Raw genomic sequence first — 20523 nt, forward strand, 5'->3', positions numbered from 1 at the left:
CCAGCGTCATGCGTATTAGTACCCAAATGTTATATGACCAGAACATGCGCGGCATTAGCGACGCGCAGAGTTTATGGCTGAGTTATGGCGAGCAGATGAGCACCGGTAACCGCGTTAACCGGCCATCAGACGATCCTGTTGCAGCGTCTCAGGCGGTGGTGCTTTCCCAGGCTCAGTCTATGAATGACCAGTACAAACTGGCGCGTACTTTTGCGACCCAGAAGGTTTCGCTGGAAGAGAGCGTTTTGCAACAGACGGTCTCCTCAATACAAAGCGCCCAGGAAAAAGTTGTTTATGCAGCCAGCAGCGGAACGTTGAGTGATGACGATCGTGCTTCATTGGCTACCGACCTCGAAGGTATTCGCAACCAAATACTGAACTTGGCGAACAGTACCGACGGGAACGGTCGTTATATTTTCGCTGGTTACAAAACGGAAGCCGCGCCTTTTACCGGTGGGGCAGGTAGCATCACCTATCAGGGCGGAACGCTTCCAATTACCCAGCAGGTTGACACCGCCCGGACCATGACGATTGGTCATACCGGCAATGATGTTTTCAACCGCATCTCCAGTAACGCCACGCCGGAACCCGATGGTTCGCCGAGCGAGACCAACATCTTTAATATGCTGGACTCTGCTATCGCGGCCTTGAAAACGCCAACGGCCGGGTTGGACGACGCAGGTAAGAAAGCCCTTGATGCGGCTGTCGCGAAAACAAACCGTGGGCTGAGCAATGCCCTGAGCAATGTGTCCACCGTGCGCGCTGAGTTAGGTACCCAGCTTAATGAGCTGAGCAAACTGGATGACCTCGGTAATGAAAGAGCGCTGGCGCAAACTGACCAGATGAGTCAACTGGTCGGCGCCGACTGGACGTCAACCGTCTCTAACTATGTTCAGCAGCAGGCTGCGCTCCAGGCTTCTTATAAAGTCTTCACCGATTTGCAAGGCATGTCGCTTTTCCAGATGAATAGCCGATAGTCTTTAACGTTTTGGGCGCGTTATGAAACTGAACGCGCTTTATATGCCCGCTTCCGCACCCCGGAGCGGGCTTTTTTTTGTGTATTTCACCAGCCGCAAACTTCGTGTTCGTCTTCCGTGTCATAAGCGCGGACGGTGTTGACCAGCTCTTTGACCACTTCGGCAGCGACGTCCGGGATAAGGAGCGTCATTGGCGTTTCGGTCTCATAGTCGACCGAGACGCCGTTGCTGTTGTTGGTGACGCTGACGGTATAAGTTGCTTTGCCCATTATGAGTGCCTCTGACTGTTAACCACTTTACCCAGGCCGTTGCCTTCCAGTTTCGCTTCAGGAGAGGCGAAGAAGTCGATATTGAAGTAAGTGTCGTCGGTCAGAAGCTCAATGCGGTGCCACTTCTGCGGCGGAGAAATAGCAAAGGCGCCGGCCTCAATAACGATTTCCACGTCGGGTGTAGCTGAATCGGCGTCGGGAAAACCAAAATATTTCACTGCGCCCTGCATCACTGAGAGGCGGCCAAAGACGCCCGCTTTGGTGTTGTGGTGGGTAAATAAAGCGGCAGGGGCGGTCTCTTTAGTCCAGAACGGCGTGGCGCGGGTATGTAGATAGTTTTTGGGAATAGTCAGCATAATTAGATTCCTTCTGTCATGACATGGAGCGGAGCACTTCCGGGGCGACAAAAAAGTCGATGTTAAAGACGGCGTCGTCGGTGAGCAGCTCGAGGTGATGCCATTTCTCTGGCGGGAATACGCCGAAGTGACCCGCTTCAACAATCAGTTCTGTTTCTGGCTCTGGCGAGGTGGCATCGGCATAGCCCAGGTAGCGAACCTTCCCTTGCATGACGCTCAGGCGAGGGTACACGCCGGGGCGCGTGCCTTTATCGAGATGTCGCTGAAACAGGCCCGCGGGGGCGGAGTTTTTATCCCAGAAGGGAGAAGAGCGGGTGTGAATGCAGTTCTGCGGTACAGGGAGCATGGTGCGTTTCTCCTCAATAAGTTCTGCAAGCATTACATCATACAATTAGCCATAGTGTTTATCATAAAGTGCATTTTAAATGCATCTTATTGGTTGGCGATTGTTTCGCTTATCGATCAGACTGGGGAAATAAAAAAGCCGGTCAGGTGACCGGCTTTTGACTTAGCGCTGAAGATTACTCCACGCTTTGTGGGCGAGTGGCTGGCGCTGTAGCCTGGTGGCTGGCGCTGTGCCCGCCGGCAGAGCCTTTCCCGCTGAAGCCGAAGTCCGGGCGAACCCAGTCGCTTTGGCGAGGCGCTTCAGGCGTGTATTCCGGAGCCGGAGCGCGGGTCATTGGCGCCGTGGCGTGCTTAGCGGCAACAGAAGATTCGGTGTTAACCTCCGGCGTCACAGGCGCTGCTTCCACAACAGGTTTTACCTCTTCAACTACTGCAACCGGCGCTTCTTCAACCGCTGGAGTCTCTTCAATCGCTGGAGCTTCTTCAATCGCTGGAGCTTCTGCCGCTACCGGCGCTGGTTCGTTGACTTCTGCGATCGCTTGAGCAGTTTCTTCCTCTGCAGGCGAAACCTGTGCCACGATCTCTGCGACAGGCGCTTCATCCACTTCGGCAACCGGCTCCGACTGTTCAGCCACCGGTGCTTCAATCACTTCTGGATGAGCTGTTTCCACCACGGCAGGTTCAATAACGGTTTCCACCGCTTTCACCGGCTCGATGACCAGGCCGTCTTCAACAGGGGCTTCTACTGCTGCAGCCTCAGCGACGTTAACGTGCTGAACATCTTCGTGAGCCTGGAACGCCTCTTCCTGAGCAAGCTGATCGTGTGGACGGGCAACAGGGTAGGTGATGAACACTTTCCCGGATGCCAGCTCTGGAGAGGCGCATGCTGCTGCCAGTGGCATCGGGGATACCGCCGGGTAACGCTCATCACGATAGCGACGACGGCGCTGGCCGCTGACACGCAGGTGACGAGGAGAGCGACGTGAACGACGCGGCATACCGGCAGTATCGCGGTTTTCACCGTTTTCATCCTGCTGTTCTGCATTTACCGGCGCTTCTACAACCGCAGGCAGTGCAATCGGTGCCTGCTCGGTGCTTGCCTGCACAACCTGAGTTTCTTCTACTGCAGGAGCATCGGCAGATTCAAAGCGAACTTTCTGGCTCAGCTGGCGCGGTTTACGGCGCTGCATAACCTGAGTGCGTTCTTCCTGCTCGGCATCCTGCTCGACAACATTGTCCTGCTGCAGTGCTTTGACTTCCTGCTGTGCCTGACGTTTTTCATCAGAGCGACGGCGGTTACGCTCGCGACGTGGCTGTTGCTCGTCACGGGACTTCTGCTGTTTTTCAGCATCGTCAACGGCAGCAACAACGTTCTGGCGTGATTCACGGACTTCCGCATTTTGCTGTTGACCGTTACGACGGTTGCGACGATTGTCGTCACGGCCTTCACGCGGTTCGCGAGCTTCACGGGCTTCATTGTTGCGGTCATCGCGGCTGTTGCGATTATCACGGTTGTCGCGATCGCGGTTGTTACGGTCCCCACGGTCATTGCGATCGCCACGATCGCGGCGGTTGTTCTGACGGCGGTTATTGTTACGACGATCCTGACGCGGATTTTCAGAGTCGGTCGCTTTCTCTTCCTTCACTTCTTTCACTTCAGCGGCAGAGGTGTCGCCGGCGAAGAGTTTTTTCAGTGCAGAGAAGAAGCGGCTAACCAGGCCCGGCTGTGCAGCGGCACCAGCTTTTGGCTGAGCGGCTGGTTTCGCGGCGACAACAGCAGGTTTCTCCGCCGTGGTTTCCTGTGGCGCAGGTGGCACTTCCGGCATGACAAAGGTGGCCAGTGCAGGCTGCTCAGGGCGCTTACGCTCGGTGTACTCTTCGTCAGACGGCACCGCCATCTCTTCTTCATGCAGCTTAGGCAGCATGTAGCTCAGCGTCTGGGTTTCTTCGCCTTTACGCACGCGGAGTACGGAGTAGTGCGGGGTTTCCATCTGATCGTTTGGCACGATAATCGCGCGCACGCCGCCCTGGCGTTTCTCAATGGCGCTTACTGCATCACGTTTTTCGTTCAGCAGGTAAGAGGCGATTGGCACAGGAACAATGGCGTGAACTTCTTTGGTGTTCTCTTTCAGCGCTTCTTCTTCAATCAGACGCAGAATGGAGAGCGACAGGGATTCGTTATCGCGAATGGTGCCGGTACCGCTACAGCGAGGGCAGACGTGGTGGCTGGACTCACCAAGAGAAGGGCTCAGACGCTGACGCGACATTTCCAGCAGGCCGAAACGTGAGATATGGCTGATCTGGATGCGGGCTCTGTCTTGACGCACGGCTTCACGCAGGCGGTTTTCAACCGCGCGCTGGTGGCGAACCGGCGTCATGTCGATGAAGTCGATAACGATCAGGCCGCCGAGATCACGCAGGCGCAACTGACGGGCAATTTCATCGGCCGCTTCAAGGTTAGTGTTGAAAGCGGTTTCTTCGATGTCGCCGCCGCGGGTTGCACGCGCGGAGTTGATGTCGATGGCGGTCAAGGCCTCGGTAGTATCAATAACGATAGAACCGCCAGACGGCAGACGGACTTCGCGCTGGAAGGCGGACTCAATCTGCGACTCAATCTGATAGTGGCTGAACAGCGGAATTTCACCGGTGTAGAGCTTAATTTTGCTGCTGAAATCCGGGCGACCCAGGGCAGCGATGTGCTGGCGAGCCAGCTCAAGCACTTTCGGGTTGTCTATCAGGATTTCGCCGATGTCCTGGCGCAGGTAGTCGCGGAAGGCGCGAACAATAACGTTGCTCTCCTGGTGAATCAGGAACGGAGCAGGGCGGTTTTCAGCGGCTTTCTGAATGGCTTCCCAGTGCTTCAGGCGGAAGCTCAGATCCCACTGCAGTGCTTCTGCAGATTTGCCCACGCCTGCGGTACGTACGATAAGACCCATACCGTCCGGCAGTTCAAGGGAAGAAAGCGCTTCTTTTAATTCGGTACGGTCATCACCTTCGATACGACGAGAAATGCCGCCGGCGCGAGGGTTGTTTGGCATCAGAACCAGATAGCTGCCAGCAAGGCTGATAAAGGTGGTTAAGGCTGCGCCTTTGTTACCGCGTTCTTCTTTATCAATCTGGACGATCACTTCCTGGCCTTCGCGCAGAACATCTTTAATGTTTGGGCGACCGTGGGAAGCGTAGTTCGAAGGGAAGTATTCGCGAGCGATCTCTTTCAGAGGGAGGAAACCGTGTCTTTCTGCGCCATAATCAACAAACGCCGCTTCCAGACTTGGTTCAATACGGGTGATTTTGCCTTTATAGATGTTTGCTTTTTTCTGTTCGTGCCCTGGGCTTTCAATATCCAGATCGTACAGACGTTGCCCATCTACAAGGGCGACACGCAACTCTTCTTGCTGAGTTGCGTTAATTAACATTCTTTTCATCGTAACTTACTCATTATTCTTACATTGGCGACAGAGCTGCGGGCATGGTGACGCTAACCGGGAGTGAACCGATGGCCTCGTGACTAAACGCGTGTCGCCAACCTCACGGTTGTCGTTTGCTGAGAGGCGCAAAGTGTCGGTTGCCTGTATTTCATACGGAAATACAGCGCAATTATCGTGGGAATAACCTTAGAATATTTCTTAAGAGTTGATTCCATATTACCGGTCAGGCTGCAACCCGCAGCCCGCTAACTGCCTGAAAGTACAATACGTCTTACGCCATTGCTGCGTGGATGGACGTTCAGGCAAAATGGGTATTCCGCAAACTTTCTTGTTCTAACAAGATTCAACACGGAAAACCGCAACATTATTCCACTGCTAACCTTGTTATAGCAAGATGACTTTTGCTATTAGCGTCCTGTTTCTTACAGTTTTTTAACCGCTATTTTAACCTCGCCACAAAGGGGATGAAAAAAGGCGGTCTGGACGGTTTAAAACAGAACCGATTGTCAGTTAAGCACATAAAAATGAGTGGCGCTATGCGCCAGGGCTATTTAGAATCGCCGACCATGAAAACAGAGACTCCATCAGTAAAAATCGTTGCAATTTCCGCCGATGAGGCCGGGCAGCGTATCGACAACTTTTTGCTCGCCCGCCTGAAAGGCGTGCCAAAAAGCATGATTTATCGCATCGTGCGCAAAGGTGAAGTGCGGGTAAATAAAAAACGCATCAAGCCAGAGTACAAACTTGAAGCAGGCGATGAAGTGCGCATTCCGCCGGTGCGCGTTGCCGAGCGTGAAGAAGAAGCCGTTTCTCCGCATTTGCAAAAAGTCGCTGCGCTGACCGATGTCATTCTTTATGAAGACGACCACATTCTGGTGCTAAACAAGCCTTCCGGTACGGCGGTACACGGCGGTAGCGGCCTGAGCTTCGGGGTGATTGAAGGGCTGCGCGCCCTGCGCCCGGAAGCGCGCTTCCTTGAGCTTGTGCATCGCCTTGACCGCGATACGTCCGGCGTTCTGCTGGTCGCTAAAAAACGCTCTGCGCTACGCTCGCTTCATGAACAACTGCGCGATAAAGGCATGCAGAAGGATTACCTTGCGCTGGTGCGCGGGCAATGGCAGTCGCACGTAAAAGTCGTGCAGGCGCCGCTGTTGAAAAATATCCTGCAAAGCGGTGAGCGCATCGTGAGAGTGAATAGTGAAGGCAAGCCTTCTGAGACTCGCTTCAAGGTGGAAGAGCGCTACGAGTTCGCGACGCTAGTACGCTGCAGTCCGGTTACCGGGCGTACGCACCAAATTCGTGTGCATACTCTCCACGCGGGCCATCCGATCGCCTTTGACGATCGTTACGGTGACCGCGAGTTTGATAAGCAGCTTGCGGGCACCGGGCTCAACCGTCTGTTCCTCCACGCTGCCGCGCTGAAGTTTACCCACCCGAATACCGGGGAGGTGATTCGCATCGAAGCGCCGCTGGACGATCAGTTAAAGCGCTGCCTGCAGGTTTTACGCAACGCTAAATAAAGAAAAATGCTCCGTTTTGACGGAGCATTTTTTATTACGCCAGCAGCGGGTTACAGTCTTCGTTGCGCAGCATTTCGCACAGGCTGATGAGCGGCAGTCCGATTAACGTATTGGGATCTTTCCCCTCAAGCCTTTCAAACAGCGTGATGCCCAATCCTTCGCTTTTAAAACTCCCGGCACAGTTGAGTGGCTGCTCTTTTTGCACGTAGCGGCGAATTTCATCCTCCGTCAAATGACGAAAATGAACATCAAAAGGCTCGCACAGCGTTTGTAGCTGCCCGTTGGCAGAATTATACAGAGCCAGCCCGGTATAAAAGGTCACGATAGTGCCCCGGGCCAGCATCAGCTGCTGTACGGCATTCTCTACCGTGTGTGGTTTTCCCGTGATGTGGTTATTCAGAACACAAACCTGATCGGAACCGATAATAAGGTGGCACGGGAAGCGTTCTTTTAATGCCTGCGCTTTGGCCTGGGCGAGACGGGTCACTAAATGGCGTGCATCTTCTCCCGGGTATGGCGTCTCATCGACCTCTGGTGACGCAGTGATGAAAGACATGCCGAGCTTTTCAAGCAGGCTGCGGCGAAAGGGGGAGGTGGAAGCCAGAACAATCGGTTTCATATTTTTTTCATTAAAGATAGCGAATTGGATGAAGGCATTTTAAACTGTGCCACCGCAATGTGTGCGAATATACCCGTCATATTTTAAGCCGCAGGAGCGTTACCTGTGCTCACTTAGCTGAGCTGGGCGTCTGCCTGCAACTTAAACTATTTAGGGTAGAAATGGCAAAAGGCGCTGTTTCCAGGCCTTTTTCTTTGACTCTATGACGTTACAAAGTTAATATGCGCGCCCTATGCAAAAGGTAAAATTACCCCTGACTCTTGATCCGGTTCGTACGGCTCAAAAACGCCTTGATTACGAAGGAGTGTATGCTTCCGATCAGGTTGAGCGTATCGCCGAGTCTGTAGTCAGTGTGGATACTGATGTAGAATGCTCCATGAGATTCGCTATCGATAACCAGCGCCTCGCGGTCTTGACCGGCGATGCAAAGGTGACGGTAACGCTCGAATGCCAGCGTTGCGGGAAACCGTTTGTGCATCATGTTCACACAACGTATTGTTTCAGTCCGGTCCGCTCTGACGAACAGGCTGAAGCACTCCCGGAAGCGTATGAGCCGATTGAGGTTAACGAATTCGGTGAAATCGATCTGCGGGCGCTGGTGGAAGATGAAGTTATCCTCTCCCTGCCTGTAGTTCCGGTGCATGATTCTGAACACTGTGAAGTGTCCGAGGCGGACATGGTCTTTGGCGAACTGCCTCCAGAGGCGGAAAAACCAAACCCATTTGCCGTATTAGCCAGTTTAAAGCGTAAGTAATTGAGGAGTAAGGTCCATGGCCGTACAACAGAATAAACCAACCCGTTCCAAACGTGGCATGCGTCGTTCCCATGACGCGCTGACCACCGCCACCCTGTCCGTGGACAAAGTTTCTGGCGAAACTCATCTGCGTCACCACATCACTGCCGACGGTTTCTACCGCGGCCGCAAGGTTATCGCTAAGTAATCTGGCGCAACCTTGAGACGTCTAACCCTAGCGTTAGATGCCATGGGTGGGGACTTCGGTCCTTCCGTGACAGTGCCTGCAGCTTTGCAGGCACTGGACTCTAACTCTTCGCTTAATCTTCTTTTAGTCGGCAATCCCGACGCAATCACGCCATTACTTGCCAAAGCTGATTTCGAGCAACGCTCACGTCTGCAGATTATTCCTGCGGAATCGGTTATTGCCAGTGATGCCAGACCTTCTCAGGCGATCCGTGCCAGCCGGGGATCGTCAATGCGCGTTGCGCTGGAGTTGGTTAAAGAAGGGCGGGCAGAGGCTTGCGTCAGTGCCGGGAATACCGGTGCGCTGATGGGGCTTGCGAAGTTACTGCTCAAGCCGATAGACGGAATAGAGCGCCCGGCGCTGATGACGGTATTACCGCATCAGCAAAAAGGTAAAACGGTGGTGCTTGATCTCGGCGCCAATGTTGACTGCGACAGCACGATGCTGGTGCAGTTTGCCATTATGGGTTCCGTAATGGCCGAAGAAGTATTGGGTATTTCTCGCCCGCGCGTTGCGCTGCTAAATATCGGCGAAGAAGAGACGAAGGGGCTGGACAGTATCCGCGATGCCTCTGCATTATTAAAAACAATGCCTTCATTGAACTATATTGGATACCTTGAGGCCAACGAATTGCTCACGGGCAAGACGGACGTTCTGGTCTGTGACGGTTTTGTCGGCAACGTCACACTCAAGACGATGGAAGGTGTTGTCAGGATGTTCCTTTCACTGCTCAAATCGCAGGGGGAAGGAAAAAAAAGGTCGTGGTGGCTGATAATATTGAAGAAGTGGCTACAAAAGCGTCTGATAAGGCGATTCGGTCACCTCAACCCCGACCAGTATAATGGCGCCTGTCTGTTAGGATTGCGCGGCACGGTGATTAAGAGCCACGGTGCGGCCAATCAGCGAGCGTTTGCTGTCGCGATTGAACAGGCAGTGCAGGCGGTGCGGCGGCAAGTTCCCACCAGAATTGCTGCCCGCCTGGAATCTGTATTACCCAAGAGTGACTGAGCGTAAATGCATACGAAGATTATTGGTACCGGCAGTTTCCTGCCTGAACAAGTGCGTACTAACGCTGACCTGGAAAAAATGGTTGATACGACCGACGAGTGGATTGTCACCCGGACTGGTATTCGCGAGCGTCGTATTGCGGGCCCGAATGAAACCGTTTCAACCATGGGTTATGAAGCCGCGCTTCATGCACTGGACATGGCCGGCATTGATAAAAATGACATCGGCCTGATTGTTGTAGCGACAACCTCTTCCACGCACGCTTTCCCAAGCGCAGCCTGTCAGATTCAGGCGATGCTGGGAATTAAAGGCTGTCCGGCGTTTGATGTGGCGGCGGCATGCGCAGGCTTTACCTACGCGTTAAGCATTGCCGATCAGTACGTGAAATCTGGCGCAGTGAAAAATGCGCTGGTTATCGGGGCCGATGTTCTGGCACGTACCTGCGATCCTGAAGATCGCAGTACCATTATTATTTTTGGCGACGGCGCGGGCGCCGTTGTGCTAGGGGCGTCTGAAGAGCCTGGTATCATTTCTACCCATCTGCACGCAGACGGTAGCTATGGCGATCTGCTGACGCTGCCGAACGTCGATCGCGTGAATCCTGAGAATTCAGTTCACCTGACGATGGCCGGGAACGAAGTGTTTAAAGTCGCGGTGACCGAACTGGCTCATATCGTCGACGAAACCCTGGCTGCGAATAACCTCGATCGCACCGCGCTCGACTGGCTGGTACCGCATCAGGCTAACCTGCGCATCATCAGCGCGACCGCGAAGAAGCTCGGTATGCCGATGGATAATGTCGTCGTGACCCTGGATCGCCATGGCAATACCTCTGCTGCATCCGTCCCGGCTGCGCTGGATGAAGCGGTACGCGATGGCCGTATTAAACGCGGTCAGCTGGTGCTGCTGGAAGCGTTCGGGGGCGGTTTCACCTGGGGCTCTGCACTGGTTCGTTTTTGATTAAAGGAATTTTCGACATGACGCAATTTGCTATGGTGTTTCCGGGACAGGGTTCCCAGTCCGTTGGCATGCTGGCCGATCTCGCGGCAAGCTATCCGGTGATTGAAGCCACGTTCCGCGAAGCCTCTGACGCGCTGGGCTATGACCTGTGGACGCTGACGCAGCAAGGGCCAGCGGAAGAGCTGAACAAAACCTGGCAGACTCAGCCGGCTCTGTTGACGGCTTCCATCGCTTTGTGGCGCGTTTGGCAGCAGCAGGGCGGTAAAGCACCTGCGCTGTTAGCAGGCCATAGCCTGGGCGAGTATTCCGCGCTGGTGTGTGCTGGCGTAATTGATTTTGCCGATGCTGTTCGCCTGGTTGAGCTGCGCGGCAAACTGATGCAGGATGCCGTTCCGGAAGGGACTGGCGCGATGTCTGCCATTATCGGTCTGGACGATGCTTCTATTGCCAAAGCTTGTGAAGAGTCAGCGCAGGGGCAGGTTGTTTCTCCGGTGAACTTTAACTCTCCGGGCCAGGTTGTGATCGCGGGTAACAAAGACGCCGTTGAGCGTGCAGGCGCTGCGTGTAAAGCAGCGGGCGCAAAACGTGCTCTGCCATTGCCGGTTAGCGTGCCGTCCCACTGCGCGCTAATGAAACCTGCGGCGGATAAGCTGGCGGTAGCGCTGGAAAATATCACCTTTAACGCACCGGTAATTCCGGTTGTGAACAACGTTGACGTGAAGTGTGAAACCGCAGCAGACGCTATCCGTAGCGCGCTGGTACGTCAGCTCTATAGCCCTGTCCAGTGGACTAAATCCGTAGAGTTTATGGCGGCACAGGGCGTTTCCCAACTGCTGGAAGTGGGTCCGGGTAAAGTATTGACCGGGCTGACCAAACGTATTGTTGACACCATGACGGCAACGGCCATTAATGAGCCTGCAACGCTGTCAGCGGCGCTTGAACAATAAAACGAGGAAAACCATGAGTTTTGAAGGAAAAATTGCGCTGGTTACCGGCGCTAGCCGTGGTATCGGCCGCGCCATCGCAGAGACCTTAGTGGCTCGCGGGGCAAAAGTTATCGGGACTGCGACCAGCGAAAGCGGCGCGCAGGCCATCAGCGATTATCTGGGCGAAAACGGCAAAGGCTTCATGCTGAACGTGACCGACCCGGCTTCCATTGAAGCCGTGCTGGACAGCATCCGTAAAGAGTTTGGTGAAGTGGACATTCTGGTGAACAACGCCGGTATCACTCGCGATAACCTGCTGATGCGCATGAAAGAAGACGAGTGGAACGACATTGTCGAAACTAACCTGTCATCTGTTTTCCGTCTGTCAAAAGCGGTGATGCGAGCTATGATGAAAAAGCGTCATGGGCGTATTATCACTATCGGTTCTGTGGTTGGTACCATGGGAAATGCTGGTCAGGCTAACTACGCTGCGGCGAAGGCTGGTTTGATTGGCTTCAGTAAATCGCTGGCGCGCGAAGTCGCGTCTCGCGGTATTACTGTGAACGTTGTTGCTCCGGGCTTTATTGAAACGGACATGACGCGTGCGCTCTCTGATGAACAGCGTGCGGGTATTCTGGCGCAGGTTCCTGCGGGTCGCTTAGGCGACGCAAATGAAATCGCCAGTGCAGTAGCATTTTTAGCCTCTGACGAAGCTGGGTACATCTCTGGTGAGACCCTGCACGTCAACGGCGGAATGTATATGGTTTAATCACGGTGAAAAATATTTGCGTTATTTGGGCGAATGCCCGCAAAATAGCGTAAAATCGTGGTTTGACCAGCCGGGATTTGGTTGCATCTTTTTCAACATTTTATACACTACGAAAACCATCGCGAAAGCGAGTTTTGATAGGAAATTTAAGAGTATGAGCACTATCGAAGAACGCGTTAAGAAAATCATTGGCGAACAACTGGGCGTTAAGCAAGAAGAAGTAGTGAACACCGCTTCCTTCGTTGAGGACCTGGGCGCTGATTCTCTTGACACCGTTGAGCTGGTAATGGCTCTGGAAGAAGAGTTTGATACTGAGATTCCGGACGAAGAAGCTGAGAAAATCACCACCGTTCAGGCTGCCATTGATTACATCAACGGCCACCAAGCGTAAGTGAACATCTCCAGGCGGTCATTCGACCGCCTGAGTTTTATCTGAATTGTCCCACTAGTATTTTTTCCCTCCCTGGAGGACAAACGTGTCTAAGCGTCGTGTAGTTGTGACCGGACTGGGCATGTTGTCTCCTGTCGGCAATACCGTAGAGTCTACCTGGAAAGCTCTCCTTGCCGGTCAGAGTGGCATCAGCCTGATCGACCATTTCGATACTAGCGCCTACGCAACGAAATTTGCTGGCTTAGTAAAGGATTTTAACTGTGAAGACATTATCTCGCGCAAAGATCAGCGCAAGATGGATGAATTCATTCAATATGGAATTGTTGCTGGCATTCAGGCCATGCAGGATTCTGGCCTCGAAGTAACGGAAGAAAACGCGATCCGCATCGGCGCTGCAATTGGCTCTGGGATCGGTGGCCTGACGCTTATTGAAGAGAACCACTCTTCGTTAGTTAACGGTGGCCCTCGTAAAATCAGCCCGTTCTTCGTGCCTTCAACCATCGTCAATATGGTGGCAGGTCACCTGACCATCATGCTGGGTCTGCGTGGTCCGAGCATTTCCATTGCCACGGCTTGTACCTCTGGCGTACACAACATCGGCCATGCGGCACGTATCATTGCCTATGGTGATGCAGACGCAATGCTGGCAGGTGGTGCAGAAAAAGCCAGTAGCCCGCTGGGCGTTGGTGGCTTTGGCGCGGCGCGCGCACTGTCTACCCGTAACGACAACCCGCAAGCGGCAAGCCGCCCGTGGGATAAAGATCGTGACGGCTTCGTACTGGGCGACGGCGCAGGCGTCATCGTACTGGAAGAGTACGAACACGCGAAAAAACGCGGCGCGAAAATTTATGCAGAAGTTGTTGGCTTTGGTATGAGCAGCGATGCGTACCACATGACTTCTCCACCAGAAAACGGTGCAGGTGCTGCGCTGGCGATGGAAAACGCACTGCGCGATGCGGGGATTTCTGCAGGGCAGGTTGGCTACGTCAACGCCCACGGTACCTCTACACCGGCAGGCGATAAAGCTGAAACGCAGGCGGTTAAGTCTATCTTTGGTGCCGATGCAAGCCGTGTGATGGTGAGCTCAACTAAATCGATGACGGGCCATCTGTTAGGTGCGGCGGGTGCGGTAGAGTCTATCTATTCCATCCTTGCGCTGCGCGATCAGGCCGTGCCACCAACCATCAACCTCGATAACCCGGATGTTGGCTGTGACCTGGACTTCGTGCCACACGAAGCTCGTCAGGTAAGCGGTCTGGAGTATACTTTGTGTAACTCCTTCGGTTTCGGTGGTACCAACGGTTCGTTGATCTTCAAGAAGATCTAACCGTTTCTGAAAGGGCCCGCTTGCGGGCCCTTTTGCTGTTCAGAATTCCCCTCTTGTCGCCCGTAAATCCCTCTGGCAACCTTGTGTCTCCGTATCCTGAGGAATCCCTATGTATCTTATTAATGGTCAGTGGCAGGAAACGCTGCCGGCAAACGACCGGGCGATTCAGTTTGGCGACGGCTGCTTTACTACCGCCCGTGTTATTGATGGTGGGGTTCGCTTTCAGGCAAATCATCTTCGCCGCCTCCAGCAGGCCTGCGAAGCGCTGATGATAGGGCCGATTGACTGGGCCATGCTCAGTGATGAGATGGACATGCTGGCGGCCTCTGAAACCAAAGCCGTGCTCAAGGTGATTATTTCTCGCGGGGCTGGCGGGCGCGGTTACAGCGCATCGAACTGCACACAGCCTACGCGAATGCTCTCTCTGTCGCCTTACCCTGACTTTTATCCTGCCTGGCGCGAGCAGGGGATTAGGCTGGCGCTCAGTCCTGTGAAAATAGGCATTAATCCTTCCCTGGCGGGTCTTAAGCATCTTAACCGGCTTGAACAGGTTCTTATTCGTACGCATCTTGAACAGACGGCGGCCCAGGAGGCGCTGGTTCTTGACAGTCAGGGGAGCCTGGTGGAATGCTGTGCGGCTAATTTATTCTGGCGCAAAGGCTACGACGTTTATACGCCTTGTATTAACGGTGCGGGCGTGAATGGCACGATGCGCCAGCGCATCATTGCGTGCCTGACGGATTCCTCCTGGCGGCTGCATGAGGTCAGCGAAGGTCTGGAAACCCTGGCCGATGCGGATGAAGTGCTCATTTGCAATGCGCTAATGCCGGTTGTACCGGTGAACCAGGCCCAGGACTGGGATTACACATCGCGTGAACTTTACTGTTTTTTAGCCCCACTTTGTGAGTAACCGATTACCGATGAAAAAAATGTTTCGTTTCTTTCTGGTTTTGCTGATTGTGCTTGGCATCGCCGCCGGTGCAGGCATGTGGAAGGTGCGCCAGCTGGCAAAAGCGCCGTTGCCGATCAAACAGGAAACCATTTTCACCCTGAAGCAGGGCACCGGACGTTTAGCTCTGGGCACTCAGCTTTATGAAGAAAAACTGATTACACGCCCGCGTGTCTTCCAGTGGTTGCTGCGCATCGAGCCGGAGTTGGCCAAATTTAAGGCTGGCACATACCGCCTCACGCCAGGGATGACGGTCACCGATATGCTCCGCCTGCTTGCCAGTGGGAAAGAGGCGCAGTTCCCGCTGCGTTTTGTGGAAGGTATGCGCCTGAGCGATTTACTCGAGCAGCTGCGAGATGCCCCATACATCCAGCACACGCTAAAAGACGACAGCTATGCGACCGTGGCGGAGACGCTGAAATTTGAGCACCCTGAATGGGTCGAGGGCTGGTTCTACCCGGACACCTGGATGTACACCGCCCACACCACGGATGTTGCTTTGCTTAAGCGCGTGCATCAAAAAATGGTTAAAGCCGTGGCGCAGGCCTGGGAAAGCAAAGTTGATGGCTTGCCGTATAAAACCGAAAACGACCTGGTGACCATGGCCTCGATCATCGAGAAAGAGACCGCGGTCGCGGCCGAGCGTGACCAGGTGGCCTCGGTGTTTATTAACCGCCTGCGTATTGGCATGCGCCTGCAAACCGACCCCACCGTTATCTACGGGATGGGCGACAGCTATAATGGTAAGCTAACGCGCAAAGATCTTGAGACCCCCACGCCGTATAACACCTATGTGATTAGCGGCCTGCCGCCGGGCCCGATTGCGGTGCCGAGTGAAGCGTCTCTGCAAGCGGCGGCGCACCCGGCAAAAACGCCGTATCTCTATTTTGTTGCTGACGGTAAGGGTGGCCATACCTTTAGCACCAACCTCGCCAGCCATAACAAGGCGGTGCAGGTCTATATCAAAGCTCTTAAGGATAAAAATGGACAGTAAATTTATCGTCATCGAAGGCCTGGAAGGCGCCGGGAAAACCAACGCCCATAACGTTGTCGTGGCGACCTTAAAAGAGCTGGGTATCAGCGAGCTGACCTTCACGCGTGAACCCGGTGGCACACCGCTAGCCGAGCGCCTGCGTGAGTTGACGCTCAACAATGCCGGGATCGGTGATGAGAAGGTGACCGATAAAGCCGAAGTGCTGATGTTCTACGCGGCGCGCATCCAGCTGGTAGAAACGGTGATCAAACCGGCTCTGGCGCGTGGTAGCTGGGTCATCGGCGATCGCCACGATCTCTCCACCCAAGCCTATCAGGGCGGCGGGCGTCAGATTGACCAGCAGTTATTGATGGCGCTGCGCAACACCGTGCTGGGCGATTTTTATCCTGACCTGACGATTTATCTCGACGTGACGCCTGAAGTGGGGCTAACCCGCGCCCGCGCCCGGGGTGAACTTGACCGCATTGAGCAGGAATCTATCGACTTCTTTAACCGCACACGTGCGCGTTATCTGGAACTGGCAGGCCGCGACAGCCGCATTAAAACCATCGACGCAACGCAGCCGCTGGATGACGTCTCGCTGGCTGTGCGTGAGGCCGTGCTGAGCTGGTTCCGGGAGCAGCAATAGTGAAATGGTATCCGTGGCTTCGCGGCGCGTTTGAGCAGCTTATTAGCCAGTATCAGGCCGGCCGTGGGCATCATGCGCTGCTGGTTCACGCGCTGCCGGGCCTGGGGGACGACGCGTTAATCTACGCCCTGTGCCGCTGGCTGATGTGCCAAAGCCCGGAAGACAATAAAAGCTGCGGCCATTGCCATAGCTGCCAGCTGATGCAGGCGGGTACGCACCCTGACAGCTACTCCCTTGAAGTAGAAAAAGGCAAATCCAGCCTCGGGATTGATGCCGTGCGTGACATAACCGAGAAGCTTTATGGCCACGCCCAACAGGGCGGGGCGAAAGTCGTCTGGCTGAAAGATGCCGATCTGCTGACCGAGGCCGCGGCGAACGCGTTGTTGAAAACGCTGGAAGAGCCGCCAAGAAATACCTGGTTCTTTCTGAGCAGCCGCGAACCCGCGCATCTGCCCGCAACGCTGCGCAGCCGTTGCCTTTATTGGCATCTTGCGCCCCCGGATGAGCGTTTTGCTCTGGCATGGCTGGGCCGCGAGGCAACGGCCTCTGCGGAAGAGCTGCAGGCCTCGCTGCGGCTTAGCTCCGGGGCTCCTGCCGCCGCGCTGGCGCTTTTGCAGCCCGAACAGTGGAAGGCCCGGCAGCAGCTTTGCGAGAAGCTCACTCAGGCTGGGGAAGCGAACAACCTGCTGGCGCTTTTGCCGGCATTAAACCATGAGGACGCTGCCCGCCGCGTCCACTGGCTTTGCGCGCTGCTGGTTGATGCCCTCAAGTGGCAGCAGGGGGCAGGGGCGTGGCTCACCAACGCGGATATGCAGCCGCTGGTGGCAAGCCTCGGCGGACGTTATTCCCCGGCCGTGCTGCAAAGCCTGCTTCACCACTGGTTTACCTGCCGCGATGCCTTGCTTAACGTGGTCGGTGTTAACCGTGAGCTCCTGCTCACGGAAAGTCTTCTTACGTGGGAGCGTCTGGCTCAGCCCGGCGCACTGCTTCACTCACATCATCTCTAAGAGTATTACTATGTTTCTGGTCGACTCACACTGCCATCTCGATGGCCTGGATTATCAATCCCTGCACAAAAACGTTGATGACGTTCTGGAAAAAGCGGCCGCCAGGGACGTGAAGTTTTGCCTGGCTGTGGCGACTACCCTTGACGGTTATCGGGGAATGCGTGAGCTGGTCGGGGAGCGTAACAACGTGGCCTTCTCATGTGGCGTACATCCGCTGAACCAGGACGAAGAGTACGACGTTGAAGAGCTGCTCCGCCTGGCCGCCGAACCTGGCGTTATCGCGATGGGGGAAACCGGGCTGGATTACTTCTATACGCCGGAAACAAAACCGCGTCAGCAGGAATCTTTCCGGAACCATATCCGTATTGGCCGCGAGCTGAACAAGCCGGTGATCGTCCACACCCGTGATGCCCGCGCCGATACGCTGAGCATTCTGCAGGAAGAAAAAGTGACAGAGTGCGGCGGGGTACTACACTGTTTCACGGAAGACAGAGAAACGGCGGGTAAACTTCTGGATATGGGGTTTTATATCTCTTTTTCCGGGATAGTGACCTTCCGGAATGCCGAGCAGCTGCGTGACGCCGCGCGTTATGTCCCGCTGGACAGAATGCTGGTGGAAACGGACTCCCCGTATCTTGCACCGGTGCCACATCGCGGGAAAGAAAACCAGCCTGCTATGACGCGTGATGTTGCCGAATATATGGCCGTACTGAAGGGCGTTTCGCTGGAAGAACTGGCTATTGCCACCACGCAGAACTTTGCTGATTTGTTCCACGTCCCCTTATCCCGCCTGCAATCTCTCTGAAATTCATAGTTATTTTAAAGCTCGTAATTAATAGCCTAAGCGAGTAAAGTGCACCGCCATAAAATGAGCGGTGCACGCTCGTTTTGAACCATTTGTAAGCGTGTTATGTAAATTAATGAAAGTTTTTCGCGCGATCGGCTGAGAAACGTGATAGCCGTCAAACAAAGTTTTCGATATTTATTTTACTCTGCGTAATAAATAAAAGGACACTTAGATGTCCTGTTTATGAACCGGTTCTCCCCCCGGTTCGATGCGTAAATGCGTACAAAAAAAGCACAAATACTCAGGAGCACTCTCTATTATGTTTAAGAATGCATTTGCTAACCTGCAAAAGGTGGGTAAATCGCTGATGCTGCCAGTCTCCGTACTGCCTATCGCAGGTATCCTGCTGGGCGTCGGGTCTGCAAACTTCAGCTGGCTGCCGGTCGTTGTCTCTCACGTTATGGCGGAAGCGGGCGGTTCAGTCTTCGCCAACATGCCGCTTATCTTCGCTATCGGTGTGGCACTGGGCTTCACTAACAACGATGGCGTATCTGCCCTGGCGTCGGTTGTTGCCTATGGCATCATGGTGAAAACCATGGCCGTGGTCGCGCCTCTGGTCCTGCACCTGCCTGCGGAAGAAATTGCAGCTAAACACCTGGCGGATACCGGCGTGCTTGGCGGTATTATCTCCGGTGCAATTGCGGCATACATGTTCAACCGTTTCTACCGCATCAAGCTGCCTGAGTATCTGGGCTTCTTCGCCGGTAAACGCTTTGTACCGATTATCTCCGGTCTGGCGGCTATCTTCACCGGCGTAGTGCTGTCCTTCATCTGGCCACCAATCGGTACGGCTATCCAGACCTTCTCTCAGTGGGCTGCATACCAGAACCCGGTTGTTGCCTTCGGTATCTATGGCTTCATCGAGCGCTGCCTGGTACCGTTTGGTCTGCACCATATCTGGAACGTTCCATTCCAGATGCAGATCGGTGAATACACCAACGCTGCGGGCCAGGTGTTCCACGGCGACATCCCTCGCTACATGGCCGGTGACCCAACTGCGGGCAAACTGTCCGGTGGCTTCCTGTTCAAAATGTACGGCCTGCCGGCTGCGGCAATTGCTATCTGGCACTCTGCTAAACCAGAGAACCGTGCAAAAGTGGGCGGGATCATGATCTCCGCGGCGCTGACTTCGTTCCTGACCGGTATCACCGAGCCAATCGAATTCTCCTTCATGTTCGTGGCACCGATCCTGTACATCATTCACGCGATTCTGGCGGGTCTGGCATTCCCTATCTGTATCCTGCTGGGCATGCGTGACGGGACGTCCTTCTCTCACGGTCTGATTGACTTCATCGTGCTGAGCGGTAACAGCAGCAAACTGTGGCTGTTCCCAATTGTCGGTATCTGCTACGCGATCGTGTACTACACCATCTTCCGCGTACTGATTAAGGCACTGGATCTGAAAACCCCGGGTCGTGAAGACGCCACCGCAGAAACCACCGCTGGCGTAACCAGCGAAATGGCACCTGCTCTGGTTAGCGCTTTCGGCGGTAAAGAAAACATCACTAACCTCGACGCTTGTATCACCCGTCTGCGCGTTAGCGTGGCCGACGTGGCAAAAGTTGACCAGGCTGGCCTGAAAAAACTGGGCGCAGCAGGTGTGGTTGTCGCAGGTTCCGGCGTTCAGGCTATTTTCGGCACTAAGTCCGATAACCTGAAAACCGAAATGGATGAGTGGATCCGTAACAACTAAGTTTGTTCGGGGAGCGATAAGGGAGGCGAAAGCCTCCTTTTTTGTTACTGAAAAAAGACGAATTTGTTTTAAAGGCCAGCACTTAACGAAAGAAAAGCGCGCAGAAGGTTGAGTCAAGTGAGCGCCTCGCTCATACTCCCAACACCGTTTTCTCCTTCAAGGAACAGCTCATGGCCGAAGAAACTATTTTCAGTAAAATTATTCGTCGTGAAATTCCGGCGGATGTGGTTTACCAGGACGAACTGGTCACCGCGTTTCGTGATATTTCCCCTCAGGCACCCACCCACATCCTCATCATTCCAAACGTGCTTATCCCAACGGCCAATGACGTTAAAGCTGAACACGAGATTGCGCTGGGGCGGATGATGACCGTTGCAGCTAAAATTGCAGAACAGGAAGGGATTGCCGCTGACGGCTACCGCCTGATCATGAACTGCAACCGACACGGTGGGCAAGAGGTGTACCATATTCACATGCACCTGCTGGGTGGCCGTCCGCTTGGCCCAATGCTGGCGCATAAGGACTGATCC

Annotated in this window: 22 protein-coding genes; 17 read left to right on the forward strand and 5 right to left on the reverse strand. The window is 54.4% G+C overall.

Annotation, left to right across the window (positions count from 1 at the left end; all coding sequences use genetic code 11):
- The first annotated feature begins 8 nt into the window (after nucleotides 1–8).
- Nucleotides 9–977 (forward strand): flagellar hook-associated protein FlgL, encoded by a 969-nt coding sequence (gene flgL / locus ACR6JA_RS01130; protein ID WP_213716323.1) that lies wholly within the window; start codon nucleotides 9–11, stop codon nucleotides 975–977.
- An 86-nt stretch (nucleotides 978–1063) separates the two neighbouring features.
- Here flgL and ACR6JA_RS01135 read toward each other — a convergent pair whose 3' ends face one another.
- The 4 genes from ACR6JA_RS01135 to rne all read right to left on the reverse strand — a co-directional run bounded on the left by ACR6JA_RS01135 (nucleotide 1064) and on the right by rne (nucleotide 5372).
- Nucleotides 1064–1246 carry a DUF1869 domain-containing protein gene (locus ACR6JA_RS01135; protein WP_008453480.1) on the reverse strand — a complete coding sequence of 61 codons (183 nt, stop codon included), beginning with the start codon at nucleotides 1244–1246 and terminating at the stop codon, nucleotides 1064–1066.
- Nucleotides 1246–1602, reverse strand: coding sequence for a TehB family protein (locus ACR6JA_RS01140; RefSeq protein ID WP_494493349.1), 357 nt, complete (start codon nucleotides 1600–1602; stop codon nucleotides 1246–1248). The genes ACR6JA_RS01135 and ACR6JA_RS01140 overlap by 1 nt, the downstream gene beginning before the upstream one ends.
- 16 nt (nucleotides 1603–1618) lie before the next feature.
- Nucleotides 1619–1948, reverse strand: coding sequence for a TehB family protein (locus ACR6JA_RS01145; protein ID WP_008453477.1), 330 nt, complete (start codon nucleotides 1946–1948; stop codon nucleotides 1619–1621).
- A gap of 175 nt (nucleotides 1949–2123) precedes the next feature.
- Nucleotides 2124–5372, reverse strand: a complete 3249-nt coding sequence (gene rne / locus ACR6JA_RS01150; protein ID WP_494493350.1) for a ribonuclease E — start codon at nucleotides 5370–5372, stop codon at nucleotides 2124–2126.
- 569 nt (nucleotides 5373–5941) lie between these two features.
- Here rne and rluC point away from each other — a divergent pair.
- Nucleotides 5942–6895, forward strand: a complete 954-nt coding sequence (rluC, locus tag ACR6JA_RS01155; RefSeq protein ID WP_166876534.1) for a 23S rRNA pseudouridine(955/2504/2580) synthase RluC — start codon at nucleotides 5942–5944, stop codon at nucleotides 6893–6895.
- Nucleotides 6896–6929: 34 nt separating this feature from the next.
- Here rluC and ACR6JA_RS01160 read toward each other — a convergent pair whose 3' ends face one another.
- Nucleotides 6930–7514, reverse strand: coding sequence for a Maf family protein (locus ACR6JA_RS01160; RefSeq protein WP_494493351.1), 585 nt, complete (start codon nucleotides 7512–7514; stop codon nucleotides 6930–6932).
- 232 nt (nucleotides 7515–7746) lie between these two features.
- On the opposite strand from ACR6JA_RS01160, the gene yceD reads away from it, so the two are divergent.
- The 15 genes from yceD to hinT all read left to right on the forward strand — a co-directional run bounded on the left by yceD (nucleotide 7747) and on the right by hinT (nucleotide 20520).
- Nucleotides 7747–8268, forward strand: coding sequence for a 23S rRNA accumulation protein YceD (yceD, locus tag ACR6JA_RS01165; protein WP_008453471.1), 522 nt, complete (start codon nucleotides 7747–7749; stop codon nucleotides 8266–8268).
- A gap of 16 nt (nucleotides 8269–8284) precedes the next feature.
- Nucleotides 8285–8455 (forward strand): 50S ribosomal protein L32, encoded by a 171-nt coding sequence (gene rpmF / locus ACR6JA_RS01170; RefSeq protein WP_008453470.1) that lies wholly within the window; start codon nucleotides 8285–8287, stop codon nucleotides 8453–8455.
- Between the two features lie 12 nt (nucleotides 8456–8467).
- Complete coding sequence (plsX, locus tag ACR6JA_RS01175; RefSeq protein ID WP_494493352.1) at nucleotides 8468–9502, forward strand: phosphate acyltransferase PlsX; 1035 nt, start codon at nucleotides 8468–8470, stop codon at nucleotides 9500–9502.
- A gap of 6 nt (nucleotides 9503–9508) precedes the next feature.
- A complete protein-coding gene (locus ACR6JA_RS01180; protein ID WP_039291889.1) occupies nucleotides 9509–10462 on the forward strand; it encodes a beta-ketoacyl-ACP synthase III in 954 nt (317 codons plus the stop codon).
- Between the two features lie 17 nt (nucleotides 10463–10479).
- Nucleotides 10480–11409 (forward strand): ACP S-malonyltransferase, encoded by a 930-nt coding sequence (fabD, locus tag ACR6JA_RS01185; RefSeq protein ID WP_494493353.1) that lies wholly within the window; start codon nucleotides 10480–10482, stop codon nucleotides 11407–11409.
- A gap of 13 nt (nucleotides 11410–11422) precedes the next feature.
- The gene (gene fabG, locus ACR6JA_RS01190; protein WP_008453466.1) at nucleotides 11423–12157 is read left to right on the forward strand and encodes a 3-oxoacyl-ACP reductase FabG; all 735 of its coding nucleotides are present in this window, start codon (nucleotides 11423–11425) and stop codon (nucleotides 12155–12157) included.
- 154 nt (nucleotides 12158–12311) lie between these two features.
- On the forward strand, nucleotides 12312–12548 hold the full coding sequence (gene acpP / locus ACR6JA_RS01195; RefSeq protein WP_004157115.1) for an acyl carrier protein: 237 nt from the start codon (nucleotides 12312–12314) through the stop codon (nucleotides 12546–12548).
- 85 nt (nucleotides 12549–12633) lie between these two features.
- Entirely contained in the window at nucleotides 12634–13875 is a 1242-nt protein-coding gene (gene fabF, locus ACR6JA_RS01200; protein WP_213716318.1) for a beta-ketoacyl-ACP synthase II, read from the forward strand.
- A gap of 109 nt (nucleotides 13876–13984) precedes the next feature.
- Nucleotides 13985–14785: an aminodeoxychorismate lyase gene (gene pabC / locus ACR6JA_RS01205; RefSeq protein ID WP_494493354.1), complete on the forward strand. Its 801-nt coding sequence runs from the start codon at nucleotides 13985–13987 to the stop codon at nucleotides 14783–14785.
- Nucleotides 14786–14795: 10 nt separating this feature from the next.
- Nucleotides 14796–15818, forward strand: a complete 1023-nt coding sequence (yceG, locus tag ACR6JA_RS01210) for a cell division protein YceG (RefSeq protein ID WP_494493355.1) — start codon at nucleotides 14796–14798, stop codon at nucleotides 15816–15818.
- Nucleotides 15808–16446, forward strand: coding sequence for a dTMP kinase (gene tmk / locus ACR6JA_RS01215; protein WP_008453462.1), 639 nt, complete (start codon nucleotides 15808–15810; stop codon nucleotides 16444–16446). Before yceG ends, tmk begins: the two co-directional genes overlap by 11 nt.
- Nucleotides 16446–17453: a DNA polymerase III subunit delta' gene (gene holB / locus ACR6JA_RS01220; protein WP_494493356.1), complete on the forward strand. Its 1008-nt coding sequence runs from the start codon at nucleotides 16446–16448 to the stop codon at nucleotides 17451–17453. The genes tmk and holB overlap by 1 nt, the downstream gene beginning before the upstream one ends.
- 10 nt (nucleotides 17454–17463) lie before the next feature.
- On the forward strand, nucleotides 17464–18258 hold the full coding sequence (locus ACR6JA_RS01225; protein ID WP_213716314.1) for a metal-dependent hydrolase: 795 nt from the start codon (nucleotides 17464–17466) through the stop codon (nucleotides 18256–18258).
- 301 nt (nucleotides 18259–18559) lie between these two features.
- Entirely contained in the window at nucleotides 18560–19993 is a 1434-nt protein-coding gene (gene ptsG / locus ACR6JA_RS01230) for a PTS glucose transporter subunit IIBC (protein WP_008453459.1), read from the forward strand.
- A gap of 170 nt (nucleotides 19994–20163) precedes the next feature.
- On the forward strand, nucleotides 20164–20520 hold the full coding sequence (hinT, locus tag ACR6JA_RS01235; protein ID WP_494493357.1) for a purine nucleoside phosphoramidase: 357 nt from the start codon (nucleotides 20164–20166) through the stop codon (nucleotides 20518–20520).
- Nucleotides 20521–20523 lie beyond the last annotated feature (3 nt).

Source organism: Cedecea sp. B1(4) (assembly GCF_059414925.1).